General features: G+C 68.5%; 20 protein-coding genes. 12 read left to right on the top strand and 8 right to left on the bottom strand.

Going from position 1 to position 18,592, the window contains the following annotated elements; genetic code table 11:
- Nucleotides 1-43 precede the first annotated feature (43 nt).
- The 10 genes from sufB (at nucleotide 44) to EK403_RS08095 (ending at nucleotide 8,193) form a co-directional block, all read left to right on the top strand.
- A complete protein-coding gene (gene sufB, locus EK403_RS08140) occupies nucleotides 44-1,516 on the top strand; it encodes a Fe-S cluster assembly protein SufB (RefSeq protein ID WP_128777001.1) in 1,473 nt (490 codons plus the stop codon).
- Nucleotides 1,513-1,800: a hypothetical protein gene (locus EK403_RS08135; RefSeq protein WP_128777000.1), complete on the top strand. Its 288-nt coding sequence runs from the start codon at nucleotides 1,513-1,515 to the stop codon at nucleotides 1,798-1,800. Before sufB ends, EK403_RS08135 begins: the two co-directional genes overlap by 4 nt.
- On the top strand, nucleotides 1,801-2,553 hold the full coding sequence (gene sufC / locus EK403_RS08130) for a Fe-S cluster assembly ATPase SufC (protein WP_128776999.1): 753 nt from the start codon (nucleotides 1,801-1,803) through the stop codon (nucleotides 2,551-2,553).
- Between the two features lie 14 nt (nucleotides 2,554-2,567).
- On the top strand, nucleotides 2,568-3,884 hold the full coding sequence (sufD, locus tag EK403_RS08125; RefSeq protein WP_245479579.1) for a Fe-S cluster assembly protein SufD: 1,317 nt from the start codon (nucleotides 2,568-2,570) through the stop codon (nucleotides 3,882-3,884).
- 158 nt (nucleotides 3,885-4,042) lie between these two features.
- Nucleotides 4,043-5,296: a cysteine desulfurase gene (locus EK403_RS08120; protein WP_128776997.1), complete on the top strand. Its 1,254-nt coding sequence runs from the start codon at nucleotides 4,043-4,045 to the stop codon at nucleotides 5,294-5,296.
- A gap of 23 nt (nucleotides 5,297-5,319) precedes the next feature.
- Entirely contained in the window at nucleotides 5,320-5,691 is a 372-nt protein-coding gene (locus EK403_RS08115; RefSeq protein WP_128776996.1) for an SUF system Fe-S cluster assembly protein, read from the top strand.
- Nucleotides 5,630-6,133: a VOC family protein gene (locus EK403_RS08110; protein WP_342633777.1), complete on the top strand. Its 504-nt coding sequence runs from the start codon at nucleotides 5,630-5,632 to the stop codon at nucleotides 6,131-6,133. Before EK403_RS08115 ends, EK403_RS08110 begins: the two co-directional genes overlap by 62 nt.
- A gap of 82 nt (nucleotides 6,134-6,215) precedes the next feature.
- A complete protein-coding gene (locus tag EK403_RS08105) occupies nucleotides 6,216-6,596 on the top strand; it encodes a HesB/IscA family protein (protein ID WP_206659508.1) in 381 nt (126 codons plus the stop codon).
- Nucleotides 6,596-6,958, top strand: a complete 363-nt coding sequence (locus EK403_RS08100; protein ID WP_128776994.1) for a TfoX/Sxy family protein — start codon at nucleotides 6,596-6,598, stop codon at nucleotides 6,956-6,958. The genes EK403_RS08105 and EK403_RS08100 overlap by 1 nt, the downstream gene beginning before the upstream one ends.
- A 128-nt stretch (nucleotides 6,959-7,086) precedes the next feature.
- Nucleotides 7,087-8,193: an alkene reductase gene (locus tag EK403_RS08095; RefSeq protein ID WP_128776993.1), complete on the top strand. Its 1,107-nt coding sequence runs from the start codon at nucleotides 7,087-7,089 to the stop codon at nucleotides 8,191-8,193.
- A 13-nt stretch (nucleotides 8,194-8,206) separates the two neighbouring features.
- Here EK403_RS08095 and EK403_RS08090 read toward each other — a convergent pair whose 3' ends face one another.
- From EK403_RS08090 to parE, 4 genes are all read right to left on the bottom strand, one after another.
- The gene (locus EK403_RS08090; protein WP_128776992.1) at nucleotides 8,207-9,271 is read right to left on the bottom strand and encodes a GGDEF domain-containing protein; all 1,065 of its coding nucleotides are present in this window, start codon (nucleotides 9,269-9,271) and stop codon (nucleotides 8,207-8,209) included.
- A gap of 119 nt (nucleotides 9,272-9,390) precedes the next feature.
- Nucleotides 9,391-10,878: a DEAD/DEAH box helicase gene (locus EK403_RS08085; protein ID WP_128776991.1), complete on the bottom strand. Its 1,488-nt coding sequence runs from the start codon at nucleotides 10,876-10,878 to the stop codon at nucleotides 9,391-9,393.
- A gap of 190 nt (nucleotides 10,879-11,068) precedes the next feature.
- Nucleotides 11,069-11,500: a hypothetical protein gene (locus EK403_RS08080; protein WP_128776990.1), complete on the bottom strand. Its 432-nt coding sequence runs from the start codon at nucleotides 11,498-11,500 to the stop codon at nucleotides 11,069-11,071.
- A 186-nt stretch (nucleotides 11,501-11,686) separates the two neighbouring features.
- Nucleotides 11,687-13,738: a DNA topoisomerase IV subunit B gene (gene parE / locus EK403_RS08075; protein WP_128776989.1), complete on the bottom strand. Its 2,052-nt coding sequence runs from the start codon at nucleotides 13,736-13,738 to the stop codon at nucleotides 11,687-11,689.
- A 109-nt stretch (nucleotides 13,739-13,847) separates the two neighbouring features.
- Between parE and EK403_RS08070 the strand changes: the two genes are divergently transcribed.
- Together EK403_RS08070 and EK403_RS08065 are read left to right on the top strand one after the other, a co-directional pair.
- Nucleotides 13,848-14,789: an alpha/beta hydrolase gene (locus EK403_RS08070; protein WP_128776988.1), complete on the top strand. Its 942-nt coding sequence runs from the start codon at nucleotides 13,848-13,850 to the stop codon at nucleotides 14,787-14,789.
- 255 nt (nucleotides 14,790-15,044) lie between these two features.
- Nucleotides 15,045-15,257, top strand: a complete 213-nt coding sequence (locus EK403_RS08065; protein ID WP_128776987.1) for a hypothetical protein — start codon at nucleotides 15,045-15,047, stop codon at nucleotides 15,255-15,257.
- A gap of 16 nt (nucleotides 15,258-15,273) precedes the next feature.
- On the opposite strand, the gene mazG is transcribed toward EK403_RS08065, so the two are convergent.
- The 4 genes from mazG to EK403_RS23035 all read right to left on the bottom strand — a co-directional run.
- Nucleotides 15,274-16,098, bottom strand: a complete 825-nt coding sequence (mazG, locus tag EK403_RS08060) for a nucleoside triphosphate pyrophosphohydrolase (RefSeq protein ID WP_128776986.1) — start codon at nucleotides 16,096-16,098, stop codon at nucleotides 15,274-15,276.
- A 212-nt stretch (nucleotides 16,099-16,310) separates the two neighbouring features.
- A complete protein-coding gene (locus tag EK403_RS08055; RefSeq protein ID WP_128776985.1) occupies nucleotides 16,311-17,372 on the bottom strand; it encodes a saccharopine dehydrogenase family protein in 1,062 nt (353 codons plus the stop codon).
- 4 nt (nucleotides 17,373-17,376) lie between these two features.
- Nucleotides 17,377-18,180 carry an MBL fold metallo-hydrolase gene (locus tag EK403_RS08050; protein WP_128776984.1) on the bottom strand — a complete coding sequence of 268 codons (804 nt, stop codon included), beginning with the start codon at nucleotides 18,178-18,180 and terminating at the stop codon, nucleotides 17,377-17,379.
- The coding region (locus EK403_RS23035) for a TatD family hydrolase (RefSeq protein ID WP_245479577.1) at nucleotides 18,177-18,592 on the bottom strand (416 nt) is incomplete at its 5' end. The genes EK403_RS08050 and EK403_RS23035, both read right to left, overlap by 4 nt.

Raw genomic sequence — 18,592 nt, 5'->3', positions numbered from 1 at the left:
GACAAGCGCCGCGGTCTCTCCGCGACGCCCAAGGAGTTGAGAGATGCCGGCAGTTCAGGAGACAGTCGCCCGCGTTCGCGCGATCGACGTCGACCAGTACAAGTACGGCTTCGTGACCGAGATCGAATCCGACCGGGCCGAGAAGGGCCTGTCGGAGGACACGGTCCGTTTCATCTCCATGAAGAAGGGCGAGCCCGACTGGATGCTCGACTGGCGGCTCGAGGCCTATCGCCGCTGGCGCACCATGACGGAGCCGACCTGGGCGCGCGTCGACTATCCGGCGATCGATTACGACGACCTCTATTACTACTCCGCGCCCAAGGGCACGAAGTCTGGCCCGCAGACGCTCGCCGACGTCGATCCGGAGCTCCTGCGCACTTATGAGAAGCTCGGCATCCCGCTCCAGGAGCAGGAGATTCTGGCGGGCGTCGAGCAGCGCCGCGTGGCCGTCGACGCGGTGTTCGACTCGGTCTCCGTCGCAACCACCTTCAAGGAGGAGCTCGCCAAGGCGGGCGTCATCTTCTGCCCGATCTCCGAGGCGATCCGGGAGCATCCGGAACTCGTGCGGAAATATCTTGGCTCGGTGGTCCCGACCTCCGACAACTTCTTCGCGACGCTGAATTCGGCGGTGTTCTCCGATGGATCCTTCGTCTACGTGCCGAAGGGCGTGCGCTGCCCGATGGAGCTGTCGACCTATTTCCGCATCAACGAGAAGAACACCGGCCAGTTCGAGCGCACGCTGATCATCGCCGACGAGGGCTCCTATGTGAGCTACCTCGAGGGCTGCACCGCGCCGATGCGCGACGAGAACCAGCTGCACGCGGCCGTGGTCGAGCTGGTCGCGCTCGACGACGCCGAGATCAAATATTCGACCGTTCAGAACTGGTATCCGGGCGACAGCGAAGGCCGCGGCGGCATCTACAATTTCGTCACCAAGCGCGGCGACTGCCGGGGCCGGAACTCCAAGATCTCCTGGACCCAGGTCGAGACCGGCTCGGCCATCACCTGGAAATATCCGAGCTGCATCCTGCGCGGCGACAACTCGCGCGGCGAGTTCTACTCGATCGCGATCTCGAACGGCCGGCAGCAGGTCGATTCCGGGACCAAGATGATCCATCTCGGGAAGAACACGACGTCCAAGATCATCTCGAAGGGCATCTCGGCGGGCTATTCGAACAACACCTATCGCGGGCTGGTCTCGGCGCACCGCCGAGCCAGCAACGCGCGCAATTTCACCAATTGCGACTCGCTGCTGATCGGAAATCACTGCGGGGCCCATACGGTGCCGTATCTCGAGGCCAAGACCTCGACGGCGGTGTTCGAGCACGAGGCCACGACCTCGAAGATCTCCGAGGATCAGATGTTCTATTGCCAGCAGCGCGGGCTGTCGGAGGAGGAGGCGGTGGCGCTCATCGTCAACGGCTTCGTCAAGGACGTGCTGCAGCAGCTGCCGATGGAGTTCGCGGTCGAGGCTCAGAAGCTGATTTCGATCAGCCTCGAAGGCAGCGTGGGGTGAATTCGCTCGAGGCCTCGCACGCCGCCATCGCGAAGGCGAAGCGTCGGGTCGGAGTTTCGGCGCTAGGCTTTCTTGGGAGCCTTGTCCTCCTCGGCTTTGGCGCCGGTCTTGAGAATGCGGCCCTGACGTTCGCCGCTCTTGGCTTTGGAGCGGCATGCGTCATTGGCGGATTGATCGCGGTCTATCGCGAATGGCGCGCTCATCGGGCGTTCTGGTCCGCGGCGGGATTGACGGACGAACAGATCAGCCAGAAATGGCGCGAAGAAAATGATGCAGGCTCTTAAATGCTGACGATCAAGAACCTCCACGCCTCCGTCGAGGACAAGCCGATCCTGAAGGGGCTCGACCTCGAGGTGAAGGCGGGCGAGGTCCACGCCATCATGGGCCCCAACGGCTCGGGCAAGTCCACTCTGTCCTACGTGCTCGCCGGCAAGGACGACTATGAGGTCACCGAGGGCTCGGTCACGCTCGAGGGCGAGGATCTGCTCGCGCTCGAGCCCGACGAGCGGGCGGCCAAGGGCCTGTTCCTGGCGTTCCAGTACCCGCTGGAGATCCCGGGCGTCGCCACGATGACGTTCCTGAAGACGGCTCTCAACGCCCAGCTCCGCGCGCGCGGCGAGGCGGAGCTCCCGACTCCCGCCTTCATGAAGCTCGTTCGCGAAAAGGCTGACAGCCTCGGCATTTCGACCGAGATGCTCAAGCGCGGCCTGAATGTCGGATTCTCCGGCGGCGAGAAGAAGCGCAACGAAATCCTGCAGATGGCGCTGCTCGAGCCGAAGCTCTGCGTGCTGGACGAGACCGATTCCGGCCTCGACATCGACGCGCTGAAGGTCGTCTCCGAGGGCGTCAATGCGCTCCGGGCCAAGAACCGCGGCTTCATCGTGATCACGCATTATCAGCGCCTGCTCGACCACATCACGCCCGACGTCGTGCACGTCATGGCTCAGGGCCGCATCGTGCGCACCGGCGGCCCGGAGCTCGCCCATGAGCTCGAGGCGCAGGGCTACGCGGCCTATGTGGCCGACGCGGCCGCGTGAGGACAGAGGACGGCATGAACGCTGAAGTCCGCCCGATCCGCACGGCCGCGGAAAGCGCGCTCGCCGAACTCTTCGCCTCAGCGCGGGAGGACGCCCCCGGCGGCGAGGCCGCGCGCCGCGTGCGCGACGACGCCTTCGCCGCGGTCGCCTCCCGCGGCCTGCCCAACAAGCGCGTCGAGGACTGGAAATACACCGATCTCCGCGCGCTGATGCGTGAGGCGCGGCCGCTCGCCGACGCGCCGACCGCCGAGGAAATGGCCGCCGCGAGGGCGATGCTGCCGCTCGCAGGCTTCGACGCGCAGCGCATCGTCTTCGTCAACGGCCGGCTCGCCGCCGACCTGTCGGACGTCGCAGGGCCGGAGGACGGCGTCTCGATCGCCCCGCTCGCGGTCGCGCTCGCGAGCGACGCGGCCTCGGCGCTCGCGCTCAAGGGCGTGCCCAACGACAACGCCGCGGTGGCGCTGAACACCGCCTTCGTCGCCGACGGCCTCGTGGTGGCGGTCACGGACGGCGCGAAGCCCGGCCGTCCCATCCATGTCGCCAATGTGCAGACCGGCGATGCGCACGCCTCCTATGGCCGCGTGCTGGTCTCGGTCGGCAAGGAGGCTTCCGTCACGCTCGTCGAGAGCCATGTCGGCGACGCGAGCCCGCACCAGACCAACACGCTGGTCGGGCTCGATCTGGCCGACGGAGCGGAGGCGACACTCGTCAAGCTGCAGGACGAGGGGCTGGGCTCGCTGCATCTCGCCACGCTCGGCGCCCGGCTCGGCGCCAAGGCGCGCCTGCGAACCGTGGCGTTGGCGGTCGGCGGCGTGGCGGCGCGCCAGCAGATCTTCCTCGATTTCTGCGGCGACAAGGCGACCGCCGACGTAACGGGCGTCACCCTCGCCGGGGGGCGCCGGCACCTCGATACGACGCTGGTGGTCGACCACACGACGTTGAACTGCGCGAGCCGGGAGCTGTTCAAGTCCGCGCTCGACGGCGAGGCGCGCTCGGTGTTCCAGGGCAAGATCGTGGTGCGTCCCGGCGCCCAGAAGACCGACGGCAAGATGATGGCGCAGGCGCTGCTCTTGTCCGAGACCGCCGAGGCGAACGCCAAGCCGGAGCTCGAGATCTTCGCCGACGACGTGGTCTGCGGCCATGGCGCGACCGTCGGAGCGCTCGACGAGGACCTGCTGTTCTACCTCAAAGCGCGGGGCATCCCGCAGGCGGAGGCCGAGTCGCTGCTGGTCCAGGCCTTCGTGGGCGAGGTGCTGGAGGGCATCGAGAACGAGAGCCTCCGCGAGGCCCTGACGGCGAGGGCCGATCGCTGGCTGGCGGAGCGGAGCTGAGGCCCGCCGTCATCCCTGCCGAGCGCAGCGAGAGCCGGGATCGGCCGCAGGACAAGGCGATGATCGTCTAACGATCCCGGATCGGTCTTCGACCGTCCGGGATGACGCTTCGTCTGCTGCGCCCTTGTGTTCTTCTCCCCAGCCTTTAGATCAGCGTCATGTCCCTCGCCGAACCCATCGCGCCTGCCGCCGCGGCCTATGACGTCGAGCGCCTGCGCGCCGACTTCCCGGCGCTATCGCTGACCGTGCATGGCAAGCCGCTCGTCTATCTCGACAATGGCGCGTCGGCCCAGAAGCCCGTGCAGGTGCTGGACCGCATGCGGCGGGCCTATGAGAGCGAATATTCCAACGTCCATCGCGGCCTGCACTATCTTGCGAACGCCGCGACGGAAGGCTTTGAAAACGCGAGGGAAAGCGTCCGACGCTTTCTAAACGCGGCGTCGATCGACGAGATCATCTTCACCCGCTCCGCGACCGAGTCGATCAATCTGGTGGCGAACGGCGTCGGCCTGTCCGGGATCGGAGAGGGCGACGAGATCGTCCTCACCATCATGGAGCACCACTCGAACGTGGTGCCTTGGCACTTCCTGAGGGAGCGCCGCGGGGCGGTTCTCAAATGGGTTCAGGTCCGCGACGACGGGTCCTTCGACCTCGATGCCTTCGAGGCGGCCCTGAGCCCGCGCACGAAGTTCGTCGCGATCACCCATATGTCGAACGTGCTCGGCACGGTCGTGCCCGTGAAGGAGGTCTGCCGGATCGCCCATGAGCGCGGCGTTCCGGTCCTCGTCGACGGCAGCCAGGGCGCGGTCCATCTCGCGCCGGACGTACCGGACATCGATTGCGACTACTACGTCTTCACCGGCCACAAGGTGTACGGCCCGACCGGGATCGGCGTGCTCTACGGGAAGAAGGCGCGGCTCGAGGCGCTGCCGCCCTTCAACGGCGGCGGCGAGATGATCCGCGACGTCACCGAAGAGGACGTCACCTATGGCGACCCGCCGCACCGCTTCGAGGCCGGCACGCCGCCGATCGTGCAGGCGATCGGGCTGGGAGCGGCGCTCGACTACATGCGCTCCGTCGGGCTCGAGGCGATCGCGGCCCACGAGGCCTCGCTCGCGGCCTACGCCCATGAGCGGCTCGGCGCCATCAACTCCGTCAAGATCTTCGGCCGGGCGCCGGGGAAGGGGGCGATCGTCGCCTTCAACCTCGAGGGCGCGCACGCCCACGACGTCGCGACGGTGCTCGATCGGTCGGGGGTCGCGGTCCGCGCGGGCACGCATTGCGCCCAGCCGCTACTCAAGCGCCTCGGCGTCACCTCGACCTGCCGGGCGTCCTTCGCGCTTTACAACACGGTCGATGAGGTCGATCGTTTGGCCGAGGCGATCGCGAAGGCGCGCGATCTGTTTGCGTGAGAATTGAGAAAGGCTTCGATCCGATGACCGACGCAGCGACGGCGGAGAAGCCCCGAACCGACGAGGCCTCCGCGATTCCGCCCGAGGAGCTCGACCGGCTCACCGACGACATCGTCGCGGCTCTGAAGACCGTGTACGATCCAGAGATTCCGGTCGACATCTATGAGCTCGGCCTGGTCTACCGAATCGACATCTCGGACAACCGCGACATCGCGATCGACATGACCCTGACCGCGCCCGGCTGTCCCGTCGCGGGCGAGATGCCGGGCTGGGTCGAGAACGCCGTCGGCGCGGTTCCGGGCGTTGGCGCGGTGATCGTGAAGATGGTGTTCGATCCGCCGTGGGATCAGAGCCGGATGTCCGACGAGGCCCGCGTCGCGCTCGACATGTGGTGAGGCGGCGCTGAACGGCTCCGGGCAGGGCGCTCCGAAGGTCCGCGGGATCCTCGAAAGCGCGCTATACGTCGAGAATCTGGCCCGCTCGGCGGCGTTCTACGACCGCGTCTTCGACTTTCCCCATCTGTTCGGGAACGACGCCCTGATCGCGCTCGACGTCGCCGGCGCGGGCGTCCTTCTTCTGTTCCGGCGGGGCGGGTCGGCGAAGGCGCAGGAGATGCCGGGCGGCGTCATCCCGGCGCATGACGGGGAGGGCAAGCTGCACGCGGCCTTCGCGATCGCCGCGGACGACCTGCCCGTATGGGAGAAGCGGCTCGACCAGCTCGGGATCGCGGTCGAGAGCCGGATGAGCTGGCCGCTCGGCGGGACGAGCGTCTATTTCCGGGACCCAGACGGCCATTTGCTCGAACTCGTGACGCCGAAGGTGTGGCCGACCTATTGAGCCCCAAACCCTCGCAAGCGCGGCGAAAAGCGCTTATCTTTTCGATGCGGAGCGCCCGAGAGCGCTTCGAGGAGCTGATGTCATGACGCGTGCGAGACCCAAAGTCCTGACCCTGACCGACCGGGCGGCGAACCGCGTGCGCTCGATTATTGAGCGGTCCGAGACGCCGATCGCGGGCCTCCGGATCGGCGTGAAGACGGGAGGCTGCGCGGGCATGGAATACACGCTCGACTACGCCGCCGCCGCGGGTCCCACGGACGAGGTGGTGGAGGACAAGGGCGTCACCGTGCTGATCGACCCGAAGGCGGTGCTCTATCTGCTCGGCACCGAGATGGACTTCGTGACCGAGAAGCTCACCCAGCGCTTCGTGTTCAACAACCCGAACCAGGTTTCGGCCTGCGGCTGCGGCGAATCGGTGTCGATCACGCCCGCGCTTCCCGGGAGCTACCAGCCGGTCGCCTGATGTCGTTCGACCCGGACTACGCAGCCGAGCTTTTTCATGCGCTTGGCCCGGTCAGGTGTCGAAACATGTTCGGCGGAACAGGGGTTTACGCAGGCGAATTGATGTTCGCGCTTGAGGCCGGCGGCGTGCTCTATCTCAAGAGCGACCGGTCGACCGACCAGTTTTTCGAAGCCGAAGGCTGCGAGGCGTTCTCCTACGAGACGCGGGACGGCCGCCGGACCATCATGTCCTATTGGCGGATGCCCGACCGGCTGTTCGACGATCCCGACGCTCTCGCCGAGTTTGCGAGGCGCGCCCTGGCCGTCGCCCGCGCTGCGAAAGACGGCAAGCCCAAACGCAAGCGCCCCGCCCGCCGCAGCTGACCTCTCTGGCGCAAGCCTGCCTTGCGTTTGTCGCCCGTCGTCGGGGGCGCAAAGCTGTCATGACCTTCCTATTTGCACATGCGAAGAACGGCCTCGCGCCGCATTCCATTTGCAATCTGGAGATATCGATGACGTCCTCCGTCGACCCCCTATTCCAGGCGTTCCAGCTGGGAGCGCTCTCGCTTCCGAACCGCATCGTCATGGCGCCCCTGACCCGCTCGCGCGCCGACGCGGGGACGCTCGCGCCTCGTCAGCTGAACGCCGAGTACTACGCGCAGCGCGCGTCGGCCGGACTGATCATCTCGGAGGCCACGCAGATCATGCCCGAGGGGCAGGGCTACGCCTGGACGCCCGGCATCTATTCCGACGAGCAGATCGCCGGCTGGCGCCTCGTGACCGACGCGGTCCACGCCAAGGGCGGGCGGATCGTGCTGCAGCTCTGGCATGTCGGCCGGATCTCGCATCGCGACCTGCAGCCGGGCGGCCAGCTGCCGGTCGCGCCGTCGGCCGTGAAGCCCGAGGGGCAGGCTTTTACCAATGACGGTTTCAAGCCGCTGGAGACGCCGCGCGCGCTGGAGCTGGAAGAGATTCCCGGGATCGTCGCGCAGTATGGCAAGGCCGCGGAGAACGCCAGGGCGGCCGGTTTCGACGGCGTCGAGGTCCACGGCGCGAACGGCTACCTGCTTGATCAGTTCCTGCGCGACGGGACCAACAAGCGGACCGACGCCTATGGCGGCTCCATCGAGAACCGGTCCCGCTTCCTGCTCGAGGCGGTCGAGGCGGCTGCGAAGGCGATCGGCGCGGACCGGGTCGGCGTTCGGCTGTCGCCGCTCAGCCCGTTCAACGACATCTCGGACTCCAATCCCGAGCCGCTCTTCACCCACGCGGTCAAGAGCCTTTCGGATCTCGGAATCGCCTACATCCATCTGATCGAAGGCGAGACCCAAGGCGCCCGCGCGCCGGAGGGCGGCTTCGATCTCTCCAAGCTGAGGCAGGCCTTCAAGGGCGGCTATATCGGCAACAATGGCTATGACGCGGAGCTTGCGGCGAAGCGCGTCGCGGACGGCGAGGTCGACCTGGTGGCGTTCGGCCGCCCGTTCATCGCCAATCCCGACCTCGTCGAACGCATCCGCGAGGGCGCGCCGCTGGCCGAGCCGGACAAGGCGACGTTCTATGGCGGCGGCGAGAAAGGTTACACGGACTATCCGACCCGCGGGGAGGCCGTAGCGGCCTGATCAGCCGCCATTCTCAGGCGACCCGCTCCGGCAGCTCCTGGGCCGTCCGCGGGTCGTCCTCGCTGACCACGAGGTTTCGGCCCGATCGCTTCGCCACATACATGCAGCGGTCGGCGCGATCGATGATGGTCTGCCCGCTGTCGCCGCGCCGCCAGGTCGCGACGCCGATCGACACCGTGATGCGGCCCAGGTGCTCGCCCGTCGAGCGCTTGACCAGATCCTTGGTCATCACCGTGCGCCGGATCCGCTCTGCGACGGCCGCGGCGCCGGAGAGGGCGGTGTCGGGAAGCACGATCGCGAATTCCTCGCCGCCGAAGCGGGCGGCGAGGTCCTGGCCCTTGACGTTCTGCTTGAGCGACAGCGCGACGAGGCGGAGCACCTGATCGCCGGTCAGGTGGCCGTAATTGTCGTTGAAGGTCTTGAAGTGGTCGATGTCGATCACGAGCAGCGAGAACCGCTGGCCCTTGTCGGCGTCCAGGATCGACCGGTCGAGCGTGCCCTGGAGGAACTTGCGGTTCGCCAGGCCGGTGAGGGGGTCGGTCAGCGATTCCGCCCGTATCACCTCGAGCGTGTTGTGCAGCTCCTGCATCTCGTCCTGCGAGCTCGCAAGCTGAGCTTCGAGCTCCCGCGTCCGCGCCACCATCTCGTTCGTCGCGTGCAGCATGCCCTTCGCGATCTCGCTTAAGAGCGTCCCCATAGGGCCGATGTCCTCGGTCTTGTCGGCGAGGCCCTCCAGCGTGCGGGCGTAGTCGTCATTCGCCTGCCGCGCGTCCTTCAGGATGCCGGCGACCTCCGAGATCTCCGCCAGGATGCGGGTTCCGACGCTGTCGACGCGCTCGGAGAGCCTGAGCGGCGACAGGTAGCTCTCGTAAAGCAAATCAAGTTCTGCTTCGGAGATCGACGAGGCGCGCTCCAGCGCCTCGTTGATCGCTCGATTAAGAGCGGCGTTATAGCCCGTGGCGTAAGTATACCAGAGCTCGTAATTGCGGGGATAGGCCGGGTGACGGTGGGCGCGAATCCGTTGAATCGCCGCGTCGCTGAAGACGATCGTGCGGTCAAAATCGCTGAGGCCCGGCATCGCTTTTCGTCCCCCGACGGCGAGCCGGCAAAAGTCGGCACGCGAGACGGATCGACCGCCTCAAAGTCAATTTCGAGCAAATAGCGTAAAAGCGAAGTTAAATGCCGCGGACCTTCCGGTCACGCGCGCTTCAGCCGCACGGGGCGCAGCAAAAACGCCGGAACATGGTCGCCGAGACCTACGACCCGCTCTCCGCCTGTCTCCGCCGGCCGGGCGACCTCCCGCGACGGACGCGGGGCGGGAGCGCGCGCGGGGCGGCTGGCCTGTCCGCGACCCGGCTCCGCCGGGACGGCTCGGCTGGGCTCGGCCGGCGCGGCCCGCTCGGGCCGTGCGCGCTCTTTCGGGGATGTCTCGCGACGATCTTCCGTGGGCTGCCTCGCCGTTGTCGGCTTGCCGCGGCCGCCGCGCGACGGCGCCGCAGCCTTGGGGGACTGCGACCGGCCGCGCGACCGGCGGCCGGCGGCCGCGAGATCTTCGGCGTCGATCGGTTCGCCCTGCCAGTTGAATGGCATTTTGGTGAGCTGCTCGATCGCGCCGAGATTCTTGCCGTCCGAAGGGGCCACAAGAGTGATGGCGACGCCGGAGCGTCCTGCGCGGCCCGTGCGGCCGATCCGGTGGATGTAATCTTCGGCATGGATCGGCACGTCGTAGTTGATGACGTGACTGACGTCCGGAATGTCGAGCCCGCGGGCCGCGACGTCGCTCGCCACCAGCAGATCGACCTCGCCGGTCTTGAAGCTGTCGAGCGCCGCCATGCGGGCCCGCTGATCGAGGTCGCCATGCAGCGCCGCAACCTTGAAGCCATGCTTCTTCAGCGAGTTGTACACGACCGCGACGTCGCGCTTCCTGTTGCAGAACACGATGGCGTTCTTGAAGTTGTCGCCGTCGCGCACGACGTGGCGCAGCACGTCGCGCTTTTCCGTCGGGTCGTCGCTCGCGGCGACGAGGAGCTGGGTCACGGTCGCGGCGGCGGTCGCCGGCCGGGCGACCTCGACCCGCTCGGGGTCGCGCAGGAACTGCTCGGTCAGCCGGGTGATCTCCGGCGGCATGGTGGCCGAGAAGAACAGCGTCTGACGGGCAGGGGGGATCAGCTTGCAGATGCGCTCGATGTCCGGGATGAAGCCCATGTCAAGCATGCGGTCGGCCTCGTCGATCACGAGGATCTCGATGCCGGTCAGCAGCAGGCGGCCGCGCTCGAAATGATCGAGCAGCCGGCCCGGCGTCGCGATCAGCACGTCGACGCCGCGGGTGAGCTTGGCGTCCTGGTCGCCGAACGAGACTCCTCCGATCAGCAGCGCCATCGAGAGCTTATGGTTCTGGCCGTAGCGCGCGAAGCTCTCCTCGACCTGGGCCGCGAGCTCGCGCGTCGGCTCGAGGATCAGCGTGCGCGGCATGCGCGCCCGCGCGCGGCCGCTTTCCAGCAGCGTGAGCATCGGCAGCGTGAAGGACGCGGTCTTGCCCGTGCCCGTCTGGGCGATGCCGAGCACGTCGCGGCGCGCCAAGACGTGAGGGATCGCGTTCGCCTGGATAGGCGTCGGTTGCGTGTAGCCCGAAGCCTCGACGGCGGCGAGCACCTTCGGGCTGAGACCGAGTTCGGAAAAGGTCATGTCGTCCTTAAGCTTGCGATCGTGAGGGGCGCAGTCATGCGCGCCGAAGGTCCGGCGCGCTTGAGGGCGCGCTTCGAACCTGCGATCACGCTGGGAAATGAGGCTTTTGGGCCCGATTGTCAATGCGGGCGGCCTTAAATCGCCGGAACCTGGCCGCAACCGGGCGCGGTGATCGCCGGTCGGAGCCGGATCAGTTCATCGCCGGCCCGAACCGCGCCTCGCCAGGACCGCCGATGATCAGCACCCAGGTGTCGCGGATGCCGTCCGCGTCGGGCAGCGTGTCGAGGAAAACCGTCACGCCGCCGCGGTCCTCGGGCTCGGCCCGCATGTCGCCGAAGGTGAGCTTGGCGGCTTCCTCGTCCTCCAGGACCTTGGAGCCGACCACGCGGCCGTCCGGCTCCGCGAGCCACTGGACCGTCAGGCGCTGGGCGTCGCCCTCGAAGGTGCCGATCACCCGCGAGAAGCCGCGTTTGCCGTCGGCCTCCCAGCCGCCCGCGATTCTGACCGCCCAGACCTTGGCCGGCACGCCGATCGCGTCCATGGCGGCAGGGTTCGCGGGCTGCTCGGCGGGGCCAGGGGGCGTCTGGATCGGATCGGGCGCGACCTTGTCGGGTGGCGTCATGGGCGATGGCGCCTGTGCGAGGGCAGGGGCCGCGGCCAAGAGCGCGGCCGACAGGGCGAACCGCGCGAGACGTGCCATCATGCGGCGTCCTCCCGACATGTCGCTTCAACGCGGAAACGCAGCGAGCCCTGCTCGCCCGACCGACCAATGCTAGCGCAGAAGCCCGGACGGCGCGCGACGCCGACCTCAAATATCGATGAGGTCGCCCGCGAAGGCCGCGCGCTCCTGGATGAAGCGGAAGCGCGCCTCCGGCTTCGTGCCCATCAGCCGGTCGACGGCGTCGCGGGTTCCTTCGCCGTCCTCCTCGTCGATCGCGACGCGGAGCAGCGTGCGCTTCGCGGGCGCCATTGTGGTGTCGCGAAGCTGCGCGGGAAGCATCTCGCCAAGACCCTTGAAGCGGCCGATCTCGACCTTCTTGCCCTTGAAGCGCTTCTCAATCAGTTCGTCCTTGTGCGCGTCGTCGCGGGCGTAGAGCGTTTCGCCGCCATGACTGAGGCGATAGAGCGGGGGCACGGCGAGGAACAGGTGGCCGTGCCGGATCAGCTCCGGCAGTTCGCGATAGAAGAACGTCATCAGCAGCGAGGCGATGTGCGCCCCGTCGACGTCCGCGTCGGTCATGACGACCACACGATCATATCTGAGGTCGGCGTCGGAATAGCGGCTGCGCGTGCCACAGCCGAGCGCGAGCAGCAGGTCGGCGAGCTGCTGGTTCTGGGCGAGCTTGTCGGCGCCGGCGCTCGCGACGTTCAGGATCTTGCCCCGCAGGGGGAGCACCGCCTGGGTCGCGCGGTCGCGCGCCTGCTTGGCGGAGCCGCCGGCCGAGTCGCCCTCGACGATGAACAGCTCCGAGCCCTTCGAGCCCGCCTGGCTGCAATCCGCGAGCTTGCCCGGAAGACGAAGCTTGCGGGTCGCGGTCTTGCGCGCGACCTCCTTCTCCTGCCGGCGCCGCAGGCGGTCCTCGCCGCGCTGAACGACGGCCTCGAGCAGGCGGTTCGCCTGCTGTGGGGAGGCGGCGAGCCAGTGGTCGAAGGCGTCCTTCACCGCCGCCTCGACGATGCGCGCGGCCTCGGGGCTGGCGAGCCGCTCCTTGGTCTGGCCCTGGAACTCCGGCTCCCGGATGAAGGCCGACAGCATCGCGCAGGCGCCCGCCATCACGTCCTCGGCGGTGAGGATCGAGGCGCGCTTGAAATTGGTGAGCTCGGCGTAGCCCTTCAGGGCGCGGAGCAGGGCGCCCCTGAGGCCGAGCTCGTGCGTGCCGCCTTCGGGCGTCGGGATCGTGTTGCAATAGGAGCGGCAGAAGCCGTCGTCGCCGTCGTCCGTCCAGGCGATCGCCCATTCGACGCCGCCATGGCCCCCCGCCTTGTTGTGGACGCCTGCGAAAATCTCGGCCGAGAGGCTCCGTTCGGTCAGCGCCGTCGCCAGAAACTCCTTGAGGCCGCCCGGGAAATGAAGGGTGGCGCGTTCGGGCGCGGCGTCCGCGCCGTCGAGCAGTTCGGCCGCGCAGGTCCAGCGGATCTCGACGCCGGAGAACAGGTAGGCCTTGGAGCGCGCCATCCGGTAGAGCCGGCCCGGCTGGAGCCGCGCGCCCTCGCCGAAGATCTGCGGGTCGGGCAGGAAGCGCACCTTCGTGCCGCGCCTGTTATGGACGGGCCCGACCTCTTCGAGGGGACCAAGCGGCAAGCCGCGCGAAAAAGACTGGCGATAAAGTCGCTGGTTGACCGCGACCTCGACGTCGAGGCTCTCGGACAGCGCGTTGACCACCGACACGCCCACGCCATGCAGGCCGCCGGAAGTCTCGTAGACCTTGCTGTCGAACTTCCCGCCCGAATGCAGCGTGGTCATGACGACCTCGAGCGCGGACTTGTCCGGAAACTTCGGATGGGGGTCGACCGGGATGCCGCGGCCGTTGTCGGTGACCGAGACCGAGCCGTCGGCGAGCGCATCGACGGCGATGAAGGTCGCGTGGCCCGCCACCGCCTCGTCCATGGCGTTGTCGATCACCTCGGCGAAGAGGTGGTGCAGCGCCTTCTCGTCGGTGCCGCCGATATACATTCCGGGCCGGCGGCGGACCGGCTCCAGTCCCTCGAGAACCTCGATATGGGCGGCCGTGTAGCCGGCCGCGCCGGCGGTCGCGCCGGAGGGCAGGGGCGCCGGCTTCAGCTTCGGCTGCGGCCGTGCGGCGCCGCGCCGCGGGTCCGGCGAGGGAGCGCCCGCAAAAAGGTCATCGGTCTTCGCCATATCGGGTCCCGTGTTCGTCGGCGATTCGCGGCGCGCGTGAGCGTGTCCAAGAATGCCATGCTTGGCGGCCCGGCGCTTGCGCCCGGGCGCAACAGGTGCGGAACTGGGAATGCAGGGATCTGTCAGCGCGCAGGCCCGCATGCTGCGCGCGTTCCTACGCCATGTGGTGAAGCATCGCATCAACGGCGAGCAGGATTTGCTGCGCCTGCGCGCGAACGGCGACGCGATCGCGGTGTTCGCGCCCGACGCGCCGCGCGGCGGGGCGCGCCGCCGGATCACGATCGGCGGGCTGACGGCCGAGGAGCACCGGCCGCGGAGAGGGCCCGTCAACGGCGTGATCCTCTATCTGCACGGCGGCGGCTTCGTGATGGGTTCGGCGCGCACGCATCGGGGCATCTCCGGGCGCCTCGCGCGGGGCGCTGCGGCGCGGGTGATCACGCTGAACTACCGGCTCGCGCCCGAGCATCCTTATCCCTGCGCCCTCGACGACGTCGTGGCGGTCTATCGCGCCTTGCTCGACGACGGGACGGAGCCCGCCCGGATCGCAGTGTCTGGAGATTCCGCCGGCGGCAATCTGGCCTTCGCGCTGCTGCTGCGGCTGAAAGGCGAGGGCGCGCCGCTGCCGGCCGCCATCGTCGGCCTTTCGCCCTTCGTGGACATGACCGGCAGCGGCGCCAGCATGGAGCGCAACGCCGCGCTCGATCCGTTCCTGGACGCGGTGCGCCTGCCGGACGTGGTCGGAGCCTATGCGCCGGGCCTCGATCCGGTGGATCCGCTGCTGTCGCCGCTGTTCGGCGACCTCGCGGGATTGCCGCCCTGCTTGATCCAGTGTGGCGGCGACGAGATCCTGCTCGACGACGCCGTGCGGATGCAGGCGGCGCTGGCGGCGGCGGGCGTCCACTCAGAGCTCGAAGTGTGGCCGCGCATGCCGCATGTCTGGCAGGCCTTCGCCGGCTTCCTGCCGGAGGGCAAGGCGGCGCTGGCGCGAATCTGCGCCTTCCTGCGGACCGAACTCGGGCGGGCGGCCGAACGCCCGGACGTCGCCGCCTGACCTTTAAACGCGGCATTTTGACTCACGCGCTCCGGCGCCATCCGGGCTGTTCTGAGTCGATTCCGAGTCGGCGTCGGCGGTTCCAGCCGATGGTCGGTCGATCATCTGCGCAAAGGGTTTGACCTGCCGGAATCCGGCGTGAGAGACTCGCGCTCTGTTTGGGGAAAATCACGCGATTTGAAGCGGTTGGCGGCGCGCGCCTGATTTGGCGCGCGGCCTCTATGCGTCCGCGCGGCTGTCGCTGGAGGGGAGGCCATGAGGGAAGCCAATGTGCGCGAGTTCGTCGGCGAGGTGAGAACCCACCTGACCACCATCCTCGGCTTCCATCAGATGCTGGACGATCCGGAACTCCGCCTGTCGCCGGAGCGGCGCGCCGAATATGGCGCGATCGTCGCGACCTCCGGGGCGCTGCTGTCCGACTATCTCGAGCGCGAGGCGCCGCTGCTGCTGGCGTCTGAGGCGGCCTGACGGGGCAGGGGCGGCCCTACTCCGCGGCCCGGCGCTCGGCCGCCTTCGCCTCGTTCCAGAGCGCGTCCATCTCGGCGAGGTCGCTGTCGGCGGGCGTCCGGCCCTGCGCCGCGAGCGACGCCTCAATGGCGCGGAAGCGGCGCTCGAACTTGGCGTTGGACCGGCGGATCGCGGCCTCCGGGTCGACGCCGGCGTGCCGCGCGAGATTCGCGACGGCGCAGAGCAGGTCGCCGATCTCGTCCTCGATCGCGTCCTTGTCGCCGGAGGCCACGGCCTCCGCGACCTCGTCGGCCTCCTCGCGCACCTTGCCGACCACCAGCGCGACGTCGTCCCAGTCGAAGCCGACGCGCGCGGCCTTCTGCTGGAGCTTCACGGCGCGGGTCAGGCCGGGCAGGGCGGCCGGGGCGCCGTCCAGAATGCTCGCCGCCTCGGCCGGCCCGCCCCGCGCGGCGGCGCGCTCGGCCTTCTCCTGCGTTTTGATTGTCTCCCACAGAGCCTTCACCTCATCGGGCGGCAGGTCGCAGGCATCGCCGAACACGTGGGGGTGGCGGCGGATCAGCTTGGCGATGATCGCCTCGACGACGTCCTCGAAGCGGAAGGCGTCGCGCTCCTCGGCGAGGCGCGCGTGATAGACGACCTGCAGCAGCAGGTCGCCGAGCTCGTCGCGCAGGTCGACCAGGTCGCCGCGCGCGATCGCGTCCGCGACCTCATAGGCCTCCTCGATCGTGAACGGCGCGATCGTCTCGAAGGACTGCTCGAGGTCCCAGGGACACCCGGTCACCGGCGTGCGCAGCGCCGCCATGATTTCGATCAGCCGGGAGATGTCGCGGGACGGCGTCATGGGCGCTGGCTCATTTCGGGGCATGTGAGCCGAGGTGGCCAGCCTGCGCCGACGGGGTCAAGTGGGGCGGATCACAGCGGTCGATTCTGGCGTGCGCGCCGCGATCCCCAAGTTGCCGGAAAGCTCCATCGATGAGTCGCATAAGATATATTATGGAACGGAATTGAATAAGGCTCCTGCGTGAGAAGCGCCTTCGGCGCGTCGCGGCCTTCTCAACAAACATCCGTTCGGACAGAGCCTTCGAAGGAAAGGATGAAGTCGGCTCCGAACGCGGTGGCCGGCGTCTGGCAACCGGCTGGCGTCTCGCCGATGGCGGCGCGACGAACGATCTCGACGGCGGTCATCGCGGTCAGGGTGTAGCCTTCGACGGTCTCGAGGCGGCTCGCGGCCACGCGCCCGGAGGCATCCCAGGCCTCCGCGAGGAACAGGCTGCGGGCGCCTGCGCGCTGCTCGGGCGTCGGACCCGGAGGCAGTCGCGTCTCGATGAGCCGCCTCAGTCCGCCCTGGACCGGCGCCCAGCCGAGCAGCGACCTCAGCGGCCGCGGCATGGCCGCCGCGCGGCGCATCGGCGACGTGGCCTCGAAGGCGACCTCGATGTCCGGAACGCCGGTGGACCGCCAGGCGGTCGAGACATCGCCCCAGCTCACCCCGACCGTCGGGCGTGGGCCGTAGCCGAAATCCGCGGCGCCGCGCGGCGCTGCGGGCAGCTCGATCAGGAGTCCGCCGCGGCGGACGCGGACGCCGCTCCCGATCGCCTCGAGCATGGTCTTGGCCGTGCCGCGGCTGACGCCCGACAGGCCGCCGAAGCCGCCGATCGAGAGCTTCAGCCGGACGGCACCCGGCAGCCGTCCGACCACATGAGCCGCCAGGCAGTCGCTCGGCACGACGTCGAAGCCCGCGCCCGGCAGCAGCGTGACGCAAGCGGCCTTCGCCCGTGCGTCCATCCCGGCGAGCGCCTCGAACACGTCGATCTCACCGGTGACGTCGACATAATGGACGCCCGCCGCGAGGCAGGCCTCGGCCATCGGCCGCGCGGTCGCGGAGAACGGACCGGCGACGTGGAGCACGGCGCGGACGCCCGCGAGGCCGTCCCGAAGCTTCGCCGCGTCGTCGAGCGGAAAGGCGCGCCAGTCGAGGGCGAGGGGGCTCGCGACCGCCCTCACCTTCTCCGTGTCGCGGCCCGCCAGGATCGGCCGCAGGCCGCGCGATACGGCATGCTCCGCGCAGAGCCCGCCCGTATAGCCGTTCGCGCCGTAGATCAGGAACGGGGCCAAGACCTCACTCCGGCGCCTCGACCACGAGGCCGTCATAGGCGACATCGACGCCGGGCGGCAGGCGGGCCGTGAGAGTCGCGTAGTCGAGGTCGGTATGGAGGTTGGTCAGGATGGCGCGGCGCGGCTTGAGAAGTTCGATCCAATCAAGCGCGTCGTCGACCGAGAAATGCGTCGGATGCGGCGCGTCGCGCAGCGCGTCGATGATCCAGACGTCGAGGTCGCGAAGCAGGTCCTGCGACGCTTCCGGAATGTCGCTGACGTCAGGCGTATAGGCGAGGCGGCCGAACCGGAAGCCGAGCGCGCGCTCGCGGCCGTGCATGAGGTCGAAGGGCAGGGCCGTGACCGGGCCCCCTGCCCCTTCGATCGTCGTCGGCTTTCCGGGCGTGAGCCGGTTTTCGTTGAGAATCGGCGGGTAGTCGCTTCCGGGTGGGGTCGAGAAGACGTAGCCGAACCGGTCGTTGAGAAAGCCCGACATGCGCGCGTCGCACCAGATGTCGAGCCGCGCCCGCGCATGGATGGCGAGCGGCCGGAGATCGTCGATGCCATGCGTGTGGTCGGCATGCTCATGGGTGTAGAGCACGCCGTCGAGGTGGACGACGTCGGCGCCGATGAGCTGGTCGCGCAAGTCCGGACCGGTGTCGACGAGCACCCGCGTCAGGCCGCCATTTGGGGAACTGCGTTCAACGAGAATGGAACAGCGGCGGCGGCGGTTCCTCGGCTCGGCCGGATCGCACTTGCCCCAACCGACCGCGACGCGCGGCACGCCGCCCGACGATCCGCAGCCGAGAATCGTGACGCGCAGAGTCATGCGGCGTCGACGTCCTTACGGAGAGTTAGAGCGTTCTTGTCCACCTTTTTGAAAAGTCGAAAGAAATTTTCGGTCGTCACCCGCGCTGTCTGGTCTTCGCTCCAGCCCCTGACGCTCGCGAGCACGGCGGCGGTGCGCGCCGTATAGGCCGGTTCGTTGCGCTTGCCGCGGAACGGCTCCGGAGCGAGATAGGGCGCGTCGGTCTCGACCAGCAGGCGGTCGGCCGGAACCTCGGCCGCGATCACGCGCAGCTCCTCGGAGCGCCTGAAGGTCAGGATGCCGGAGAACGACACGTAGAGGCCGAGCGCCACGCCGCGGCGGGCGAGCTCCGCGCCGGACGAGAAGCAGTGCAGGACGGCGGGGAACGGCCCCCTGCCCGTCTCCTCCTCCAGCACCTCGATCATCCGCTCGT

The sequence above is a fragment of the Hansschlegelia zhihuaiae genome, assembly GCF_004103825.1.
Taxonomy (GTDB): domain Bacteria; phylum Pseudomonadota; class Alphaproteobacteria; order Rhizobiales; family Methylopilaceae; genus Methylopila; species Methylopila zhihuaiae.
The sequence above is the reverse complement of the archived record's forward strand: the minus strand, read 5'-3'. Positions and strand labels throughout refer to the sequence as shown.